Here is a 19,682-nt window from a genome sequence, read left to right as displayed (position 1 = left end):
GTAAAGTTCATCACCTAATAGTGTGATCTTGGTTTCTGTAGCTACTTTCATTTCGATCCAAGAGTACAGATTAACTGCCATTCCTAAAGTATCAAATCCAGGGCCTAAATTAGCGGTGCTGGCGGGTACAGCTATACGAACGGTATGGTTGTGCCATTGTTCTTGTTGATCTTGCTCTATCATCATAAATGACTCCTTACTCAAATGTATTCAACGATCGGTAGTCAATTAAATATCTTCTACGCGATATACACTTTTGATTCGTTGAATAACATCCAACTGTTCAAAATGTTTAAGTACTTTGTCCATATTCGCTTTGCTTGCTTTATGAGTGATAATAATAATCTCTGCATCCGGGTTATGTTCATTCGGTTGTTGAACTACAGAAGCTAGACTCACATCGTATTCTGCAAAAATCTGTGTGATTCGAGCCAATACCCCTGCTTTGTCATCGACATGAAGTAAGATAAAGTTTTTGTAAAAGATTTGCTCATCGCTTTGTATCTTCTTCGTCTTATAAGGAACAATCGCTTTAAGCCCGTTTACACCTAGTTTAAGATTTTTGATCACAGCGATCAGATCAGCTACAATCGAGGTTGCTGTTGGTAATTCTCCAGCACCTGCACCATAGAACATTGTTTCCCCTACAGATTCACCGTGTACCACTACAGCATTAAAGACACCATTTACAGAAGCGATTGGATGAGACTGCTTGATCATAGTTGGCTGTACACTGATTGTAATATGCTCATCTTGACGCTCTGCAATACCAATTAGCTTCATTTCATAACCTAGATTTTTAGCATAGCTAATATCGTCTTTGGTGACAGAAGAAATCCCTTTAACACTTACATCGCTTAAATCAACATTTGTACGGAATCCCAGGGTACTGAGAATTGCCATTTTGCGAGCAGCATCCAAACCTTCGACATCGCCTGTTGGATCCGATTCTGCATATCCTAATTCTTGAGCTTCTTTGAGAACATCTTCATAAGAAGCACCTTCTTGACTCATTTTCGTTAAAATATAATTGGTTGTTCCGTTCACAATACCCATGATCTTAAGGATCCGATCTGAAGAGAATCCTTCGATCAATGTACGAATAATCGGAATGCCCCCTGCTACACTTGCTTCATAGAAAACATCGCACTCTTTTTCCTGTGCTTTAGCTAAAATCTCTGAGCCATGTAGCGCCATTAAATCTTTATTAGCAGTAACAATATGTTTACCTAGATTGAGTGCTTCTAATATATATTCTTTGGTCTGTTCAATACCACCCATGACTTCTACAATCACATCAATCTCAGGATCACGAATAACTTCCCACGGATCTTCAGTAAGCTTGGACGGATCGATTTCAATATTACGTAGCTTATCTATATTTTTTACAGCTACTTTACTAATCATAATAGGAGATCCAACCTGACTGCTCAAATCTTCTTGATTTCCTTCTACGATACGAACTACTCCTGTACCTACTGTACCGAGCCCAAGCAATCCTACTTTTACTGATTTCATATGTTGTTTCCCTCCTGGAACTATTCATTAGCAAGCTTTGAGTATAGGATATTTATTTTATTGTAGCTTATCCTATATTGCTTTTAGATTAAAGTGTATTCACTAATAAGATTATCCTTGACCGGTAATACGAATTTGTTTGACACCTGATACATTTTCCATTGCTTCAACCATCGTCTCTAAATCTTCAGTTAAACGAGATATCTCTACAGACAATACTACATTCGCTCGACCTTGAAGAGGAATACTTTGATGAATCGTCAAAACATTTCCACCATACTCAGCCATCAGACCAAGCACATGTGATAAAATACCTGAACGATGTTCTAAATCAAATGAGATCGTAATAATCTGATCTTTTTCCAAACGGTTAAGCGGATGAATTCCATCTTTGTATTTATAAAAAGCACTCCGGCTTAAACCTACTTTTTCAACAGCTTCATTAATTGTCCGTGTTTCTCCAGCAGCAAGTAACTCTTTCACACGCATCGTTTTGATCACTGCTTCAGGTAAAATATCTTCCCGTACTAAATAATAGCGTTCTTTCACAACGTCCTCTCCTCAAAGACTCATGTATTCGTATAGTGGACATTATAAAGTAACCTTTGGTGTTAGGCAACTATATTGCTAAAAAAGAAGATTTTGACTATATTCTGAACAGCAAAAAGACCGAACATCATGATCTATGTTCGGTCTTTTTATTTTGATATAGAATGTGCTTAGAAGTAGCTACTACCTTCAACAAATTCAAATTCAAGTTCGCCAATACGTACAAGCGTACCATCTTTAGCTCCACGTTTACGTAGTTCACTATCGACACCCATATGACGAAGTGTACGTCCTAATTTGAGAATAGAATCATGAGAGTTCAACTGCATCCGTTTCATCATGTTCTCAATCTTAGTACTTTCCACAACAAAAGTATCGTTCTCGCGACGAATAATAAAGCCATCGTCTTCTTTCTTTTCTAAAGTATACACTTTACGTTCAGCAATCTGTTCTACTTCTTCTACAGCCACAGCATCTGGTAATTTATCCAACATGTCGACTGTTTTGTAAAGCATCTCTTGAATGCCATCACGAGTCAGTGCAGAAATAGGAAGAATTTCTATATCTGAACGAACTTCACGTACTTTTTTAGAAAACTCTTCTAAGTTTTCTTGAGCTTGTGGATCGTCCATTTTATTTGCAGCAATAATTTGTAAACGATGTTCTAGCTCTGCATTGTATAGTTTTAGTTCTTCATTAATTTTCTGCCAGTCGTCAAAAGGATCGCGTCCTTCTGAACCGGACATATCCACCACATGAATAATCACGCGGGTACGTTCAACATGACGCAAGAACTCATGTCCTAGCCCTATGCCTTCATGTGCCCCTTCGATCAATCCAGGTAAATCAGCCATAACAAAACTACGTCCATCTCCTACATCAACTACACCCAAGTTAGGCGTGATTGTTGTAAAATGGTATGCACCGATTTTGGGTTGAGCAGCAGATACTACCGATAGAAGAGTCGATTTACCTACACTCGGGAATCCTACTAGCCCAACATCAGCCATCACTTTCAGTTCAAGGACGATATAACGTTCTTGTCCTTCTTCCCCATTTTCAGCAATCTGAGGAGCTGTATTTGCAGCCGTGGCAAAACGCACATTCCCACGTCCACCACGTCCACCTTTAGCAATAACAATCTCTTGACCATGACGAGTCAAATCAGCGATCACTTCGCCATTATCATCATTCACAATCACTGTGCCTGGAGGGATACGAACAACGGTATGTTCTGCATTCGCACCATGCTGACTTTTGTTACGACCTTTAACGCCACGTTCACCTTTAAAGTGACGTTGGTACCGGAAATCCATTAATGTCCGCAAACCTTCGTCTACACGGAAAATAACATCTCCACCACGTCCACCGTCGCCACCCGCAGGTCCGCCGTTAGGCACATATTTTTCACGACGGAAAGAGATAATACCATCTCCACCGTCACCGCCTTTTACATAAATCTTCGCTTTATCTACAAACATGATTACACCTCTAATTTTTAGAATCCACTAACACTTGCAGGGAAATGGAGGCCGGATCTTCTTCCGTTCGAGTTGCTGTAATTCCTGTATCTTGAATGATCAAGTTCACAGCTTCCCATGCTCCATCGGGATTAGGATACTCTTCTTCCGGTTCAAATATAAAATGAACTGCTCCTTCATATTCGCTAACCATCAGAAATAGTGTGGGGCACTCACCCCAGGACGATCCACCAAATTGCTCATACGCAGAGACCGTCTCTTTGATGACTCGGGTCAATTCCTCACTCTGTTCCGTTCCCAATCGATCTGCAAGCGTGATTCCGTCACTTAATTCGACTTCTAATTGAATCGAACGGTTCACTGCTTTAAAAGATTGTAAATAAAAAACAAGGGAATGGATACCCAGTTTGGAAACGCGACTCTCTGCTAGCATTTGCTCTTTAATTCGTTCTACACATTCTACTTGCTTATCACGCTTGCCTAATTGAACATAACCATACAATAATTGAAGTTCGTTCATCCAATCATGCCGATGATGACTTAGAGCATCAACTGCTACTGCATAGACTTCATCCAATTGTGTATACGCTTGATCAATTTCTGCACGCTGTTTTTGATGTTCTGCTTGATACTGTTTCTTTTTTACAGCCATTTTAGATTGTCCATTATGGTATTCTCCGAGTTGCACTTGCTCACGCTTCTCATAAAAATGACGTGTATACTGCACACCTTTGGCATACACAGCAACAATCCATACGCCGAGCACGATATAAGCAATCCAAGATTGCGTCCAATAAGCAATAATTAATGGGATGATAATAGAAATAAGTAACAACGTGGGTACTTGATTGGATTGCTTCATGGTCTCTCTCCATTCTTTCAATGGCTTTTTAACCAAGAACAAGTATAACATATTGCGCAGAATTTTATGACATTATTATACTAAAAATTACGTTAACGTCCAACTTATATGCAAATATAATAAGCCCCCGGCACATCAAGTACCGGAGGCTTATCTAATCTAACCTATCAGGTTTATGATTAATTTTCGATTGCTGCTGCTACTGGTGCAACGTCAACCGGGTAGACGCTCACTTTTTTACGGTCGCGGCCCCAACGTTCGAATTTAACAACGCCGTCCACTTTTGCAAATAGTGTATCGTCTTTACCGATGCCTACATTTGTTCCTGGGTGAATTTTTGTACCGCGTTGACGGAACAAAATATTACCACCAGTTACGAATTGTCCATCAGCACGTTTTGCTCCCAAACGTTTAGAGTGAGAATCACGTCCGTTTTTTGTGGAACCTACACCTTTTTTCGATGCGAATAACTGCAAATTAATTTTTAACATGTGGTCTACCTCCTTCTTACGAGATTGTGACTTGCTTTATTTTTATATACTTATCATATTCATCTTCAATTCCAATAAGAATAACCTGCATAGATTCGAGTAACAGTTGAATCTTTTCGACATTTGCATTTTCCGAAAGCTTCGGTAAACGCGCACTTAGAAATCCGTCTTTCATTCTTGATTTCATGATTACTCCTGTTAAAGCTTCAACTGAGTTCACTGTTCCGATTGTAATGGCGGAAACAGCAGCACAGACAATATCTTCACCAGGATCGGCATAGCCGGCATGTCCTCGAGATGAAAAACCATCAATTGTACCATCTGGTCTACGTTCGATACGTACGATAATCAATTACCGCACCTTCTTATGCCTGGATTTTTCCGATAGTTACTTTTGTATATGGTTGACGATGACCTTGTTTCACGTGATAGTTCTTCTTAGGTTTGTATTTGTAAACTACAACCTTAGCTCCTCTGCCGTGTTTCTCGACAGTCGCTGTTACAGAAGCACCTTCTACCAACGGTAAACCAGTTACCAAACCATCTTCTTTAGATACTGCTAGAACACGGTCGAAAGTTACGCTGTCGCCATCATTAGCATCCAACTTCTCAATGAACAATACGTCGCCCTCTTGAACTTTGTATTGTTTACCACCTGTTTCGATAATTGCGTACATTTGAATTGCACCTCCTCATGTCTCAGACTCGCCTAATGTAGGTGTCATACGTTATACAACATATGAACTTGTACCCCATCGGAGCGGTTACAGCATGTGAAAAACTTATTACCCAGACACATACTTGACTATTCTATCACAGCCATTTTAAGAAATCAATCTTTTATCCAAGATGCTATTTTACCGGTTCCTTGACATACTGTACACGTCTCATAGGAAAAGCCACCTGTTTCTTCACGAACCTTTTTACGAGTCAATTCTAGAAGACCTAATCGTGTCCATCCTACAATATGTGTTTTGGTTCGATCTCTTTGTAAAATGATTTCCAGCGCCTCCACTACGGAGCGACGATTCGTTTCTTTATCCATATCTATAAAATCAATAATAATGATTCCACCCGTATCCCGCAAACGAAGCAATCGGGCAATTTCAGAAGCGGCTTGAAGATTCGTCTGAGTCACAGTATCTTCAAGGGTGACACCACCAGTAAATTTGCCTGTATTGACATCAATCACAGTAAAAGCTTCTGTCTGATCCCATACAATGTAGCCACCACTTTGCAACCATACTTTACGTTGAAAATCTCGATGCAATTGCTCATGTATATTCATCGCATGAAATATCGGTTCTTTTTCCGTATGAATAGATACAGGTGGATGAACATTCGCAGGCAGTAACGTTTGAAGAAAGGTAATAGCCGATGTCGCCCTTTCTTGGTTATCAATGATCAACTGATCTTGCAATGGATTAAATACATCACGAATTAATCGTTCTACCATACCTAGATCACGGTGCAACTCTGCTGGAGCTGACTTCTGTGCAAAAGATTCACGAATGCGTTGCCAGTGCTGTCTTAACATATTAAGGTCATTGGTAATTGCTTCATCATTTTCTTCTTCAGCAACTGTACGTAAAATAAGCCCTTCTTCGCCTTGCTTTAAATGAGAACCCAATTGACGTAATCTTGCTCGCTCTCCATCTGTACTAATCTTTTTGGATACAGCGATATAGTCAGCTTCAGGCATATATACAATCCATCGTCCTGGTAAAGAATAATGCGTTGTAATACGTGCCCCTTTATTAGCATAAGGTTCTTTGGTCACTTGCACTAAGATTTCTTGACCGGGCTTTAATAAATCAGCAATGCTCGGCTTCACTTTGGGTTGTTTATCTAAATGCGCATGCAGAACATCATCAATGTATAGAAAAGCATTCTTTTTCTGACCAATATCTACGAATGCAGCTTGCATACCCGGCAGAACATTCATCACTTTCCCTTTATAAAAACTTCCAGCTATTCCGCTACCGGATGATTGTTCTGAAGCAAATTCTACTAATTTATTATTATCAAGCAGTAACATACGTGTATCTTTGACACCACAGTTTACGATCATTTGCTTCATTCTATATTCCACCTCTATCTCTCCATCAAGGCTACTCATTATTCTAACAAACCTTATAGATTCCCTTGATTTCTAGACGCAATCTGTAAGTAAAATGTTTCATGATTACTATTGTATTCGCAAAAAACCGGTACCTTCCGGCACCGGCTATTCCAATTCGTATTTTTCTTGATAAATCTTAATACTCAGTACAAGTCCTATACTGAACATATTCAGCAGTAGTGACGTACCACCATAACTAATAAATGGCAATGTGATTCCTGTAATTGGCATCAGACCAATCATCATACCCACATTTTCAAAAATCTGAAATACGAACATGCTGACAATTCCGATAATAATATACGAACCTCGCCGATCGTAACACTGCAAAGCGATTAAAATCATCCTATAAATCAGTAAAAAGTATAGAAGTAGTAATACAGACGCTCCGATAAATCCAAACTCTTCTCCAATAACGACAAAGATAGAATCTGAATACGGATATGGCACAAATTTATTGTTTTTCAATTGTCCGTTCATATATCCATCGCCTAGCAACCCACCCGATCCTACAGCGATCAATGCATAACTTGATTGATGCTTATCATCGTCAGAAGCTTGAGCAGGATCTATAAACGTATTGATACGCTGGTACCAATGTAATTTACTATGACTTTCTAAATAATCATGAATCTGAGTATTAAATGTAGTAAACATCACGACAACCAATATCAATCCACCTACAATTGTCGTTAAACCAATCAATACATGGGTATACTTGGTATTTCCGATCCACAACATACCTACCAGAATAATCAGATAGATAATAGCATTTCCTAAATCCGGTTGAACCAATACAATCAGAAAAGGTACCAATGCAATAAAAGCCGTTGGTATTAGATCAGAACGAAAACGAAGAGGATCTCCATCTCTTTTACTCAGCATATGAGCCATAGTCAAAATCAGAACAATTTTTACCATTTCAGCAGGCTGGAATTGTAAACCTCCTGGAAAAGCATACCAACTTTTGGCACCATTAATCTCAGATCCAAAAGGATATAATAACAATAAGGAAAGTAAGCCTAATCCATATAAATACCAGTGTTTGCGTAATAAAATTCGATAATCAAATATACTGACTGCAAATAAAACAATGAATCCGATGACATAGAAAATGATCGTCCGCATATCATAGCCCTGAAATTTGGGATCAGGGGCAATTGCACTGCGCACGATCAACGTGCTAAACACCATAAAAATTACGAGTAAAGTAATAATACCCAAGTCTAGCTTTTTTAGCTTGTTAAGCAAAATCGATCAACCCATTCCAAAAAACTTCTTAAAGCGAGTAAATGCACTTTTCTTTTGATCCAGTGGCATCAAAGGAACTGTGTCTCCTAGAATACGACGAGCAATATTACGATAAGCAATCGCTGCTTTGGAATCAGGATTCATCACAGTAGGTTCACCTGAATTGGCAGCTTTAATCACCATTTCATCATCAGGTACTACCCCTAGAAGATCGATATTAAGCACTTGCAATACTTCATCAATATCCAGCATATCTCCTGATTTCACCATACTCTGACGAATACGATTGACAACTAATTTTGGAGCTGTAATATGTGAATTTTCAAGTAATCCAATGACTCGATCTGCATCTCGAACAGAAGCATTTTCAGGTGTAGTCATAACAATCGCTTGATCTGCACCTGCAATCGCATTTTTGAATCCTTGCTCTATACCTGCCGGGCAATCAATCAATACATAGTCAAAGTCTTTTTTGAGTTCCAAAATAATTTCTTTGACTTGTTCAGGTGATACCGAGTTTTTATCTTTTGTCTGCGCCGCTGGAAGCATGTACAACTCATCAAAACGTTTATCTTTAACTAATGCTTGATTCAGACGACAACGACCATCTGCTACATCACATAGATCATAAATAATACGGTTTTCAAGTCCCATTACAACATCCAAATTACGTAGACCAATATCTGTATCCACCAGACAGACTTTTTTACCAAGAAGCGCGAGCGCGGTACCTATATTAGCAGTAGTGGTTGTCTTTCCAACTCCGCCTTTGCCTGAAGTGACGACAATAGCCTCTCCCATGTACTACACCCCTTTGAACACATTGAAATCCCGACCAAGCCGGGCAATATTAGCCATTTTATCAATCTTCATAATTCCGTCCTGTAAGTAAGCAAATTCCATATGAGATTCTCGGCTTTCACCTTCATCCGGTGGACGACTAATCATATCTGCGATCCGAATCTGGGTAGGTGAGAAAAAAGAAGCAGCAATCACTGCTTGCTCGTTGCCATCTATTCCAGCATGAGCCATTCCACGAAGTGCTCCCAAAATATAGATATCACCTGTACTGATAATCGTACCGCCTGCATTTACATCACCTAGAAACAAAACAGTGCCTTCATGATGAAGTACCTGACCTGAACGGATCATACCACTGATCGTTTTGACCATATGCTTTTCTGGTAAAGGTGCTTCTACAGGTTCTTCATACGGAGAATCAAATGAACGAACAATCAGATTTCCTTTTTGACTAAGTATATCTAGCAATGTATCTTTTTCTTCATCTGTAATTTCCCGGTTCCCTAATTTCATATCAATATGAACTAGTGGACCTGTTAAAATATTTTGATGACTATGTTCCAGCTTATACGTCAGCTCTGTGACAAGGTCATTAAATTCACATTGATCATCAAATTGAAAAACCAATCCATCTTTGATCCCTTTGATGGTTACATATCTTGATGATTTTACAGCCATTCATCTGTCACCCCCACCTTACTATCAGTTCGTGCTAGTCGCGGGATTTTCCTGCTCCATCCGCAAATTAAGCAGGAACTGAATGTCTCTGCATGTGGGAATATTATACTTTTACTCATCTTCGGCATTCCGCTTACGCAACTTGGCTACTTTCTCTAGTTGGCGACGAACAGGAACAAACACCAGTAAAGCAAATATAAAATGAAGCAGCAAATTAGGGAACATATAATGTCCTAATGCCCAACTGTAAGGTTCTCTCGTCAAACCAAAGACCAAATAAAGTCCATACAACATATTATCCAGTAACAAGCTACCGATTAAGACCACTGTCATCATTAAAGGATAAGGTGCTCGAGGAGATTGGAACAACAGTCCTAATACATACGCAGACAGTCCCATAGAGAACGAATACGCACCAATCATATCGCCATAAAATACAACATCATGCAATAATCCAAACACCAATCCAAGCACAAGTGCTGTATGACGATGATAATAAACAGCAACAAACAATATCAAAATATACGCTAAATGCGGAATCAATCTAGTATGCAATACATCTGGAATCAGCCATGGCACGATGGTTGATTCACAGATAAATACTAGAAATAACAACAGCAACAATACGATACGACGTACCATTATTCCTGAGTCTCCTTGGTGTACACTACAAATACTTCTTTCCAGTCTTTAAAATCTGCCGCTGGTTGAATTGTAGCTGTATTGGTCAATCCAAAATCACCAACTTGACGACTAACGACTTTACCAATGATCATGCCACTTGGAAATAATCCACCACTACCCGACGAAACAATCTCATCGCCTTTTTTGAGCGGATCATTCTCTTTAATTTGTGTCATTGTAAGCATACCTGTTGCTTTATCATAGCTTTCTATCATGCCGAAAGATTCATTTTCTTTACCTACTACAGTGGCAGCAATTGCTTTGGAGTTCGAATCGAGTGGATCAAGTGTCGTTAACAACTTCACTGTTGAATGGAACGGACTTGTCTCACTAATGATTCCAACCATACCTTCTGTGGAAATAACCGGCATATCTTTACGTACGCCATCATTTTGCCCCAGATCAATCACAATTGTTCCTGTATCTGCATCTGTATCCACACTGGTTACATTTGCAATACGAAGATCGAATTGGTTTTGAGCAAGTTGCTGTTGTGTAAATTTAAGATCTTCTTTATACCGCTTATTGGCCTGTACTAATTTGTTGTAATTAGCTTGTTGCAGTAAGTACTGCGCAGCCGTCAGCTTCAACTCTTGGTTTTCTTCATACAAATTGTTCAAGTTGCCGATATCTTCAAACAAGCCCGCCATGTAAGAAGCGGGCTTGTAAAACACACCTTGAACAAAACCAACAGTATCACGGACGAATTTCTCAGGCCAGGACAAAGATGTACGATTCGTCAACGTAAATCCCATTAAAGCGATAAATAAAATGAGTCCTACAAGCAGGATAAACAGTTTCTTGTTACCCAGCAGCTTAAACAGTTTCAACACCCTCTTAATTAACGGTTTTTCTTTCCCTAGTAGGGGTTGACCATACCTGGCCGAAAATTAGCGTTTTGAACGAAGCGATGAACTGCTGCGTGATTTGAACAGGTGGATATTTTCCAATGCTTTTCCTGTACCAATTGCTACGCAATCCAAAGGATTCTCAGCAACAATAACAGGCATACCTGTTTCACCCGCAAGCAATTTATCCAGATTACGAAGTAATGCTCCGCCACCTGTTAACACAATACCGCGATCCATAATATCTGCTGCAAGTTCTGGAGGACATTTCTCCAACGTTACTTTTACAGCTTCTACAATAGCAGCTACCGTATCAGACAAGGCTTCAGCAATTTCATCTGAAGTGATTGTTAATGTTTTTGGTAGACCACTCACAAGGTCACGACCACGAATTTCCATCGTTTCTACTTTTTCAAATGGAGTTGCAGAACCCACTTCCATTTTCAATTGTTCTGATGTACGCTCACCAATCATCAAGTTGTACTGACGTTTGATGTACTGAATAATAGACTCATCCATCTCATCACCAGCAACACGCACGGAACGACTTGTTACAATACCACCAAGAGAAATAACAGCGACTTCTGTTGTACCGCCACCGATATCAACAACCATACTACCTGTAGGTTCCCATACTGGAAGATCAGCACCAATTGCAGCTGCAAAAGGCTCTTCGATTGTATAAGCTTCACGCGCACCAGCTTGCTTAGTAGCATCTTCGACTGCACGTTGTTCAACAGCTGTAATACCTGATGGTACACATACCATAACGTTTGGATGTTGCGGGAACATCGAACGTTGTTTTTGCGCTTGACGAATAAAATATTTAATCATCGTAGCTGTTGTATCAAAATCAGCAATAACGCCATCTTTCATCGGACGAATCGCACGGATATTTCCCGGTGTACGACCGATCATTTTTTTTGCTGATTCTCCTACTGCTTCGATTGTATTCGTATCTGTACGAATCGCAACAACAGACGGTTCTCTAACGACAATACCTTTACCTCTTACATATACCAACGTGTTTGCTGTACCTAAATCAATCCCTAAATCTTTTGAAAAGCCACCCAACATAACTATTAACTCCCTTTCTTCCTAAATCTCGACTATTATATTACATTAAGCCCTGTTCCTTCAAACTTACGAATTTCATATCGCCAATCACAAGGTGATCCAGCACTTCAATTCCGATAATTTTGCCTGCTTCTACAAGCCTTTTGGTTAATGCTACATCTTCCGGGCTTGGTGTAGGATCACCACTTGGATGATTGTGTGCAAAAATAACAGATGCACTACTACATTTGATCGCCGCTCGAAAAACTTCGCGCGGATGTACAATAGACGCATTTAAACTACCCATCGACAGTGTTTCTTGGGAGATAATATGATTTTTCGTGTTCAGAAACAGACATACAAAATGTTCTTTTTGAAGATAACGTAATTGTTCAATCAGTAAATCAGCTGCATCACGAGGGCTACGAATAGCTTTGACTTCTTCTTTGCCTGTACGAGTGATACGTCTGCCTAGTTCAATGCCTGCTTTGATCTGAATCGCTTTGGCTGTGCCGATTCCTTTGATCTCTGTTAATTCTTCGATGCTTAGATCAACCAGTTGCCTTATGCTGCCTACTTGACGCATAATGCGATTTGCCAAATGAACTACCGATTCATCTTTGGTGCCAGTGCGTAGTAGAATCGCTAGTAATTCTGCATGACTAAGCGCCTCTGCACCGTAATTCATCATCCGTTCCCGAGGTCTTTCTTCCTGCGGAACATCACGTAAAAGGTACTGTGGCGCCTCCATTAATATGTTCCTCTTCTCCACGACAGATTCAAATAATCTGCACACCAAATTGTTCCAACATATCGCTCAAAAGTGATACAGGCAATCCGACGACTGTAAAGTAACAGCCTTCTATTTTATCGATCAACACAGAACCTAGACCTTGAATAGCATAAGCCCCCGCTTTGTCAGCAGGTTCACCGCTAAGTACGTATGATTGAATTTTGGAAGGGGTGAGTGGCTTCATATGTACAAGAGTTCGCCGGTATTCCACACGAGTTACACCTGTAAACGTATCGATACAAGCCACACCTGTGTATACATAATGACTTCTTCCTTGTAGAGCATCTAACATCTCTACAGCTTCATTATCATCACGTGGCTTACCAAATACACGTTCATCCAAAACAACGATTGTATCGCTTCCTATAATGACAGCATTAGTTACTTGGGCTGTATGATTATGTTGGACAGCAACTGCTTTGCGCAGTGCGAGCTCTTTGACCATTTGTTCTGGTGACCAGTGTTCAGGTACCGATTCATCTGTATCACTGGGTAACACTTCAAATTCCAGTTGTAAAGAGGTCATTAATTCCTTTCTCCTTGGAGAAGCGGACGCCAAAATTAGGCGACGTGTAGATTCTCTGTTCATCGAAAGGTCCTCTCCTTTTTTTAAAAGTCAGATTTAATCTTTATAGTTTGCGATATGCCCAAATACTAGCAACAATACCGATCAAACTAAGTAAACTCACTTTAAAATGAATATCGAGATGATAACGAATCATGTCTAAATTAGCGCTCGGCTCCCAATCGATCGTTGTCGATCGAGTCAGAAAAGATACCATCGCTACAGGTTCAAGTAAAGTGGCCACCCATGTGCCAATAAACCAGCCTAGCAATAAAAATAAAATAAGCATACCTGCATTCTTTTTCATTCTTATTTCTCCTGCCTTTAATTTGACACTTCATCATTATACGTGTATTCCTACATCAATACAAACAAAAATGAAAGTAACAATTTTTTGTAACTTATCGCCTTCATTTCGCAAACTTTTTGTTATGATTCCAGTTAAAAAGACTGTCCGGAGACAGCCTTTTTGATCAAATTACTCTATTTTCTCCGTAGCTTGTAAATCAGTAGCCAGTGCTTCTGCGACTTTCCATATATCGCCTGCACCCATTGTGATCACAAGATCGCCGGGTTGAATACGAGTAGATAAGTCTGCAATAATATCTTCTTTTTGCGCAATATAGCGTGCTCCAGCATTACTGTTTTGCTTAATTAATTCTACAAGACGCGCAGAGTTAATTCCTTCAATCTGCTTTTCCCCTGCTGGTGAATAAATATCAGCAATGATCACTTCATCGGCTCCTGTAAATGCACGACTAAATGCATCTAGCAAAAAGAATGTACGTGAATAACGTTGAGGTTGAAAAACAGCAATAACACGTTTGCCTGTAGCTTGAGCCGCTACAATTGTTGCTTCGATCTCTGTAGGATGATGTGCATAATCATCTACGATTAGAATATCATTCGCATCACCAACGACTTGGAAACGACGTTTGGCACCATGAAAATGAACGATTGCTGCTGCAATCGCTGTAAATGAAATACCCGCTTCTAAACAGGCGATTACAGTTCCCATCGCATTATATACATTATGCAGTCCCGGAACAGACAATTCAATCTTACCTAGATCTGATCCTTGATATTGCATCGTAAACGAGATTTTGCGATCACCCGGCTGAATATCGGTCGCTGTGTAATCGTTGTTTGCTTCTACACCATACGTAATTGTTGTGCCTTGAATATTAGGTATAATCTCACGAATATTCTCATCATCGCCACAGACGATAGCTTTACCACCCGGTTGCAATTGACTCAAAAATTGCACATAAGCCGCTTTAAGGTTCGCAAAGTCTCCATCATAATTTTCAAGGTGATCAGCTTCAATATTCGTTACTACCGCAATCGCAGGATGATATTGCAAAAACGTTCCATCGCTTTCGTCGGCTTCAGCAACGACATAATCACCTTTACCTGCTTTGGCATTCGTACCTAAATTAACAATTTCACCACCGATAATATACGTTGGATCTGTACCACATTCTTCCATCACCAGAGCGATCATCGAAGAAGTGGTTGTTTTACCATGAGCACCAGCTACAGCTACCCCTTTACGTTCATTCAGCAATCTTGCTAGCATTTCAGAACGATGGATAACTGGAATATTTAGACGCTTCGCTTCTACCCATTCAGCATTATCATCAGATAGAGCTGTAGAATAAACAACTAGCTCTGCACCATGAACTTGCTCTGTTGCATGACCTATATGAATCATTGCTCCTTTTTGTTGCAATTTTGCTGCTAGCGCGCTCATTGCCATATCGGAGCCTGTTACTTTATATCCCATTTCTAGCATAACACGGGCGATGGCACTCATACCGTACCCACCAATCCCGATAAAATGTACATGTTCTGTCTTATTCATCTGACTCACCAGCCCTTTTCAGAATCGGTTTGATGCAAAAGAGTCGCTCTTACATCCGAAATTAAATACAGTGTTCCGGTTACGACCCCTAGATCTTCCCGTTCTGTTCGTGATTGAAGCAACTGAATACCTTGCCGCCAGTCACGCTCCACTATAACATTGACTTCTGTTCTGTTCATTTCTTGTTGTAATTTCGCTACTAATGTTGCTAATTGATCTGCATCCATTTTGCGTCGAAAATCAGGTTCTGTCAAAATAATTGTATCTGCAATAGATAACAGATGTCTAAATACAGGCTCATGGTGCTTGTTTTCTAACATTCCTACAAGCATATGAAGCTTCTTGTAATGATACGTCTGCGGTACACTTTTGACAAGCATAGCAGCCCCTTCAGGATTATGCGCTCCATCTAAAACAATCGTTGGCTCGCCCGGCATTTTCTCTAACCGTCCTGCCCAGAACGTATGCTTAAATCCCTCGAGCAATCGCTCATCATCTAATACAAAAGCAGAATATTGACGCAGTATTTCCAGTGCCATCATCGCTACACCTGCATTAGCACATTGATGTTCTCCTTGCATCGAAATCGTAATATCTAACTCACGAAAAAGACCTTTATAACGGAAAACTTGCTCTTCTTCATCACCGGATATACGCTCTGCTGTGTATTGATCACCAACGAGGTAAAGCGTAGATTTACAAGCTTCCGCTTTAGCACGTAGCACTTCAATCACTTCTGGCTGATCGACACTACTGACTACGGGAACACCTGGTTTAATAATGCCTGCTTTTTCACTAGCAATCTGCTCTAAGGTATCTCCTAGAATATCTGTATGGTCATAGCCTACGTTCGTAATGACTGACAGTATAGGATGTACGATATTGGTAACATCTAATCGCCCGCCAAGACCTGTCTCCCAGATAACAACATCGGGATAACACTCTTCTGCATAATATAAAATCGCAAGCGCAGTTGAGACTTCAAACATCGTTGGTGATCCTAGATCTGTTGTCGCCATTTGCTCCACTAAAGGATACAAACGATTAGCTAGACGGCATAACGTCTCTTCCGGAATATCTACACCGTTATATTGAAAACGATTTGTGAATTTGGTGATATAAGGTGATGTAAATGTACCTACATCATAACCGCACTCCAATAAAACACTTGTCAAAAAGGCACAAGTGCTTCCTTTACCATTGGTTCCTGCAACATGTACAAATTTAAGCTTACGATGAGGATTATTCAATAATTCCATAAGTCCTTCAATACGAGATAATCCCGGACGAATACCAAAAGGAATTAGACCATTAATCCATTCCACCGCTTGTTCATAGGTGTGAAAAGGGGCTTGTTGCCCCTCCGATGTTCTATGTTCCATCTTCTTCACCTTACCCTTTCAACTCTTCAATACGGGCAAGAACTTTTTCACGTTTTTCCGAATAATCTGCTTGTTTAGCACGTTCTTCTTCGATCACTTTAGCAGGTGCTTTGGCTACAAATCCTTGATTAGCTAGTTTTTTGTCAACACGTTCTACTTCAGAAGTCAGTGTAGCCACTTCTTTTTCCAAACGAGCGATTTCTTGACCAATATCTAGCAATCCTGCAAGTGGTAAATACAATTCTGCTCCTGTAATGATCGCTGTCATCGCTTTGTCTGGTGCAGCGAGATCAAGACCCGACTGGTACTCAGAAGTATTGCTGAAACGACGAATATATCCTTCGTTAGACTGGATAATATCGAGTGTTTTTTGATCTTTGGCTTTAACCATCAATTCTATTTTTTTGCTCATCGGTACATTTACTTCTGCACGGATATTACGAACAGCACGGATCAGATCCATCAACAGGTTCATTTCTTCTTGTGCTGTTGCATTTTCCAAAGCAGGATCAAATTCAGGCCAAGCTGCAAGTGTAATTGTGTTGCCTTCATGCGGCAAATGTTGCCAGATATCTTCTGAAATAAATGGCATAAATGGATGAATCATACGCAATGTACGATCTAATACATAAGCCAATACCGATTGCGTTGTTTTCTTCGCTACTGCATCTTCACCATACAAGGACAACTTAGCAATTTCGATATACCAGTCACATAGATCATCCCAGATAAAGTTGTATAATAAGCGACCAGTTTCACCAAATTCATAAGAATCGATTAGACGTGTAATATCACGTGCAGTCTCGTTCATACGATGTAAAATCCAGCGATCTGCTGTACTCAGTTCGCCACTCAAGTCAATATCTTCATAACGGAAACCTTCCATGTTCATCAATACAAAACGGGAAGCATTCCAGATTTTATTTGCAAAGTTACGTGCTTGTTCTACACGTTCGAGACGGAAACGTAAATCTTGTCCCGGTGTACTGCTTGTTGAAAGCATATAACGCATCGCGTCTGTACCGTACTGTTCAATCACTTCAAGTGGATCAATACCATTACCTAATGACTTGGACATTTTCTGTCCATCAGCTGCACGTACTAGACCATGCATCAATACATCTTTGAATGGAATTTGATCTGTAAATTCAAGTGCTGTAAAGATCATACGTGATACCCAGAAGTAAATGATATCGTATCCAGTTACCAATAAATCTGTCGGATAATAACGTTTCAAATCTTCGGTTTCATCCGGCCATCCCAATGTAGAGAAAGGCCATAAAGCAGAGCTGAACCAAGTATCCAATACATCTTCGTCTTGACGCAATGTTTTACCTGCATGTTCAGGCAAATGACTTGGATCTTCTGTAGCTACGATAATCTCGCCTGTTTCATCACAATGCCATGCTGGAATACGATGTCCCCACCATAATTGACGGGAGATACACCAGTCACGTACATTTTCGATCCAGTTCAAATATGTTTTTTCAAAACGATCCGGTACAAAGTTGACCCCTTCACCTTGTTTTTGCGCTTGAATCGCAACATCAGCAAGTGGTTTCATTTTAACGAACCATTGAGTAGACAAATACGGTTCTACAACAGCACCTGTACGCTCACTATGTCCTACTTGGTGTACATGATCTTCAATCTTAATCAATACGCCTGCTGCTTCCAAATCTTTAACGATTTGTTTGCGGCAATCGCTACGATCTAAGCCTTCATATTGAGCTGCATTTTCATTCATGGTGCCTGTCTCATCCATTACTACGATCTGAGGTAAATCATGACGATGTCCCATTTCGAAGTCATTCGGATCATGGGCAGGTGTAATTTTTACAGCACCACTACCAAATTCACGGTCAACATAATCATCAGCAATAATCGGAATTTCACGTCCGGTAATTGGCAAGACTATCATTTTGCCAATCATATCTTTGTAACGTTCGTCTTTGGGATGAACTGCTACAGCTGTATCACCAAGCATTGTCTCTGGACGAGTCGTTGCTACAACAATATGTCCACTACCATCTTGAAGTGGATATTGTAAATGATAAAGGTGTCCGTTCACTTCTTTGTATTCTACTTCGATATCGGATAGAGCTGTACGTGCTTCAGGGTCCCAGTTAATAATGTATTTTCCACGATAAATGAGACCTTTGTTGTACAACTTTACAAATACTTCACGAACGGCTTTGGACAAACCTTCATCCAATGTAAAACGTTCACGTGAATAATCGAGAGAAAAGCCCATTTTCGCCCATTGCTCATGAATGTTAGCTGCGTATTTATCTTTCCATTCCCATACTTTTTCTACAAATTTCTCACGACCCAAGTCATGACGAGTAATACCCTCTGCACGTAGATTCTGCTCCACTTTGGTCTGTGTCGCTATCCCTGCATGGTCTGCTCCAGGAAGCCAGAGTGCATCGAAGCCCTGCATACGTTTGGTACGTGTCATAATATCTTGTAATGTAAAATCCAGAGCATGTCCAATATGAAGCATACCTGTTACGTTAGGAGGTGGAATAACAATGGTGTACGGCTTAGCATCAGGACGTTGCCCTGCTTTGAAAAAGTCATTTTCCATCCAATAATCATACCATTTACGTTCTGCCGATTTAGGATCATACGTGGTCGGCATTGAAGTTGTTGCTTGATTCTCATTCGTATCTGCCATAGTAAATACCCCCATATTTGTAGTCATTTTGCTAAAATTCTCAATAAAAAAAGCCCT

21 protein-coding genes and 1 other annotated feature (1 of these 22 cut by a window edge) are annotated in these 19,682 nt (G+C 40.1%); all 21 genes read right to left on the bottom strand.

The annotated features are described in order from the left end of the window. Nucleotides 1–186, bottom strand: the start of a protein-coding gene (gene thrB, locus RCP16_RS01900; protein WP_308641524.1) for a homoserine kinase. The gene continues 810 nt to the left of window position 1, outside the view; only the first 186 of its 996 coding nucleotides appear in the window; it begins with the start codon at nucleotides 184–186; the stop codon falls past the left edge of the window. Nucleotides 187–228: 42 nt separating this feature from the next. Further along, nucleotides 229–1,518 carry a homoserine dehydrogenase gene (locus RCP16_RS01895; RefSeq protein WP_308641523.1) on the bottom strand — a complete coding sequence of 430 codons (1,290 nt, stop codon included), beginning with the start codon at nucleotides 1,516–1,518 and terminating at the stop codon, nucleotides 229–231. A 111-nt stretch (nucleotides 1,519–1,629) separates the two neighbouring features. Further along, nucleotides 1,630–2,067: an ACT domain-containing protein gene (locus tag RCP16_RS01890; protein WP_069325500.1), complete on the bottom strand. Its 438-nt coding sequence runs from the start codon at nucleotides 2,065–2,067 to the stop codon at nucleotides 1,630–1,632. A gap of 170 nt (nucleotides 2,068–2,237) precedes the next feature. Continuing rightward, nucleotides 2,238–3,548: a GTPase ObgE gene (obgE, locus tag RCP16_RS01885; protein ID WP_069325501.1), complete on the bottom strand. Its 1,311-nt coding sequence runs from the start codon at nucleotides 3,546–3,548 to the stop codon at nucleotides 2,238–2,240. Between the two features lie 10 nt (nucleotides 3,549–3,558). Continuing rightward, a complete protein-coding gene (locus RCP16_RS01880; protein WP_241669371.1) occupies nucleotides 3,559–4,410 on the bottom strand; it encodes a Spo0B domain-containing protein in 852 nt (283 codons plus the stop codon). Between the two features lie 179 nt (nucleotides 4,411–4,589). Next, nucleotides 4,590–4,901, bottom strand: a complete 312-nt coding sequence (rpmA, locus tag RCP16_RS01875) for a 50S ribosomal protein L27 (protein ID WP_069325503.1) — start codon at nucleotides 4,899–4,901, stop codon at nucleotides 4,590–4,592. A 16-nt stretch (nucleotides 4,902–4,917) separates the two neighbouring features. Further along, complete coding sequence (locus tag RCP16_RS01870) at nucleotides 4,918–5,253, bottom strand: ribosomal-processing cysteine protease Prp (protein WP_137223546.1); 336 nt, start codon at nucleotides 5,251–5,253, stop codon at nucleotides 4,918–4,920. A gap of 13 nt (nucleotides 5,254–5,266) precedes the next feature. Next, on the bottom strand, nucleotides 5,267–5,578 hold the full coding sequence (rplU, locus tag RCP16_RS01865; protein WP_069325505.1) for a 50S ribosomal protein L21: 312 nt from the start codon (nucleotides 5,576–5,578) through the stop codon (nucleotides 5,267–5,269). A 14-nt stretch (nucleotides 5,579–5,592) separates the two neighbouring features. After that, nucleotides 5,593–5,677, bottom strand: a sequence feature (ribosomal protein L21 leader region). Between the two features lie 56 nt (nucleotides 5,678–5,733). Further along, nucleotides 5,734–6,981, bottom strand: a complete 1,248-nt coding sequence (locus RCP16_RS01860; protein WP_308641522.1) for an Rne/Rng family ribonuclease — start codon at nucleotides 6,979–6,981, stop codon at nucleotides 5,734–5,736. Nucleotides 6,982–7,128: 147 nt separating this feature from the next. Next, complete coding sequence (locus tag RCP16_RS01855) at nucleotides 7,129–8,274, bottom strand: FtsW/RodA/SpoVE family cell cycle protein (RefSeq protein WP_308641521.1); 1,146 nt, start codon at nucleotides 8,272–8,274, stop codon at nucleotides 7,129–7,131. A gap of 6 nt (nucleotides 8,275–8,280) precedes the next feature. Next, nucleotides 8,281–9,075: a septum site-determining protein MinD gene (gene minD / locus RCP16_RS01850; protein WP_069325508.1), complete on the bottom strand. Its 795-nt coding sequence runs from the start codon at nucleotides 9,073–9,075 to the stop codon at nucleotides 8,281–8,283. A 3-nt stretch (nucleotides 9,076–9,078) separates the two neighbouring features. After that, nucleotides 9,079–9,753, bottom strand: a complete 675-nt coding sequence (minC, locus tag RCP16_RS01845; protein ID WP_069325509.1) for a septum site-determining protein MinC — start codon at nucleotides 9,751–9,753, stop codon at nucleotides 9,079–9,081. A gap of 111 nt (nucleotides 9,754–9,864) precedes the next feature. Then, nucleotides 9,865–10,395 (bottom strand): rod shape-determining protein MreD, encoded by a 531-nt coding sequence (gene mreD, locus RCP16_RS01840; RefSeq protein ID WP_069325510.1) that lies wholly within the window; start codon nucleotides 10,393–10,395, stop codon nucleotides 9,865–9,867. Then, nucleotides 10,395–11,267, bottom strand: a complete 873-nt coding sequence (mreC, locus tag RCP16_RS01835; RefSeq protein WP_175425091.1) for a rod shape-determining protein MreC — start codon at nucleotides 11,265–11,267, stop codon at nucleotides 10,395–10,397. The genes mreD and mreC overlap by 1 nt, the downstream gene beginning before the upstream one ends. A 60-nt stretch (nucleotides 11,268–11,327) precedes the next feature. Next, nucleotides 11,328–12,362: a rod shape-determining protein gene (locus tag RCP16_RS01830; RefSeq protein ID WP_069325512.1), complete on the bottom strand. Its 1,035-nt coding sequence runs from the start codon at nucleotides 12,360–12,362 to the stop codon at nucleotides 11,328–11,330. Nucleotides 12,363–12,402: 40 nt separating this feature from the next. After that, on the bottom strand, nucleotides 12,403–13,092 hold the full coding sequence (radC, locus tag RCP16_RS01825; protein ID WP_137223552.1) for a RadC family protein: 690 nt from the start codon (nucleotides 13,090–13,092) through the stop codon (nucleotides 12,403–12,405). Between the two features lie 28 nt (nucleotides 13,093–13,120). After that, nucleotides 13,121–13,723 carry a Maf family protein gene (locus RCP16_RS01820; RefSeq protein WP_069325514.1) on the bottom strand — a complete coding sequence of 201 codons (603 nt, stop codon included), beginning with the start codon at nucleotides 13,721–13,723 and terminating at the stop codon, nucleotides 13,121–13,123. 40 nt (nucleotides 13,724–13,763) lie between these two features. After that, nucleotides 13,764–14,006 (bottom strand): DUF4321 domain-containing protein, encoded by a 243-nt coding sequence (locus tag RCP16_RS01815; RefSeq protein WP_069325515.1) that lies wholly within the window; start codon nucleotides 14,004–14,006, stop codon nucleotides 13,764–13,766. Nucleotides 14,007–14,177: 171 nt separating this feature from the next. Then, complete coding sequence (gene murC, locus RCP16_RS01810) at nucleotides 14,178–15,563, bottom strand: UDP-N-acetylmuramate--L-alanine ligase (protein WP_137223556.1); 1,386 nt, start codon at nucleotides 15,561–15,563, stop codon at nucleotides 14,178–14,180. A 5-nt stretch (nucleotides 15,564–15,568) separates the two neighbouring features. Continuing rightward, the gene (locus tag RCP16_RS01805) at nucleotides 15,569–16,945 is read right to left on the bottom strand and encodes a bifunctional folylpolyglutamate synthase/dihydrofolate synthase (protein WP_308641520.1); all 1,377 of its coding nucleotides are present in this window, start codon (nucleotides 16,943–16,945) and stop codon (nucleotides 15,569–15,571) included. A gap of 10 nt (nucleotides 16,946–16,955) precedes the next feature. After that, nucleotides 16,956–19,625: a valine--tRNA ligase gene (locus RCP16_RS01800; RefSeq protein WP_137223560.1), complete on the bottom strand. Its 2,670-nt coding sequence runs from the start codon at nucleotides 19,623–19,625 to the stop codon at nucleotides 16,956–16,958. Between the last annotated feature and the right edge of the window lie 57 nt (nucleotides 19,626–19,682).

It is taken from the genome of Paenibacillus nuruki (assembly GCF_963311185.1).
Taxonomy (GTDB): Bacteria; Bacillota; Bacilli; order Paenibacillales; family Paenibacillaceae; genus Saccharibacillus; species Saccharibacillus nuruki.
This window is presented reverse-complemented; position numbering and strand designations above follow the sequence as displayed.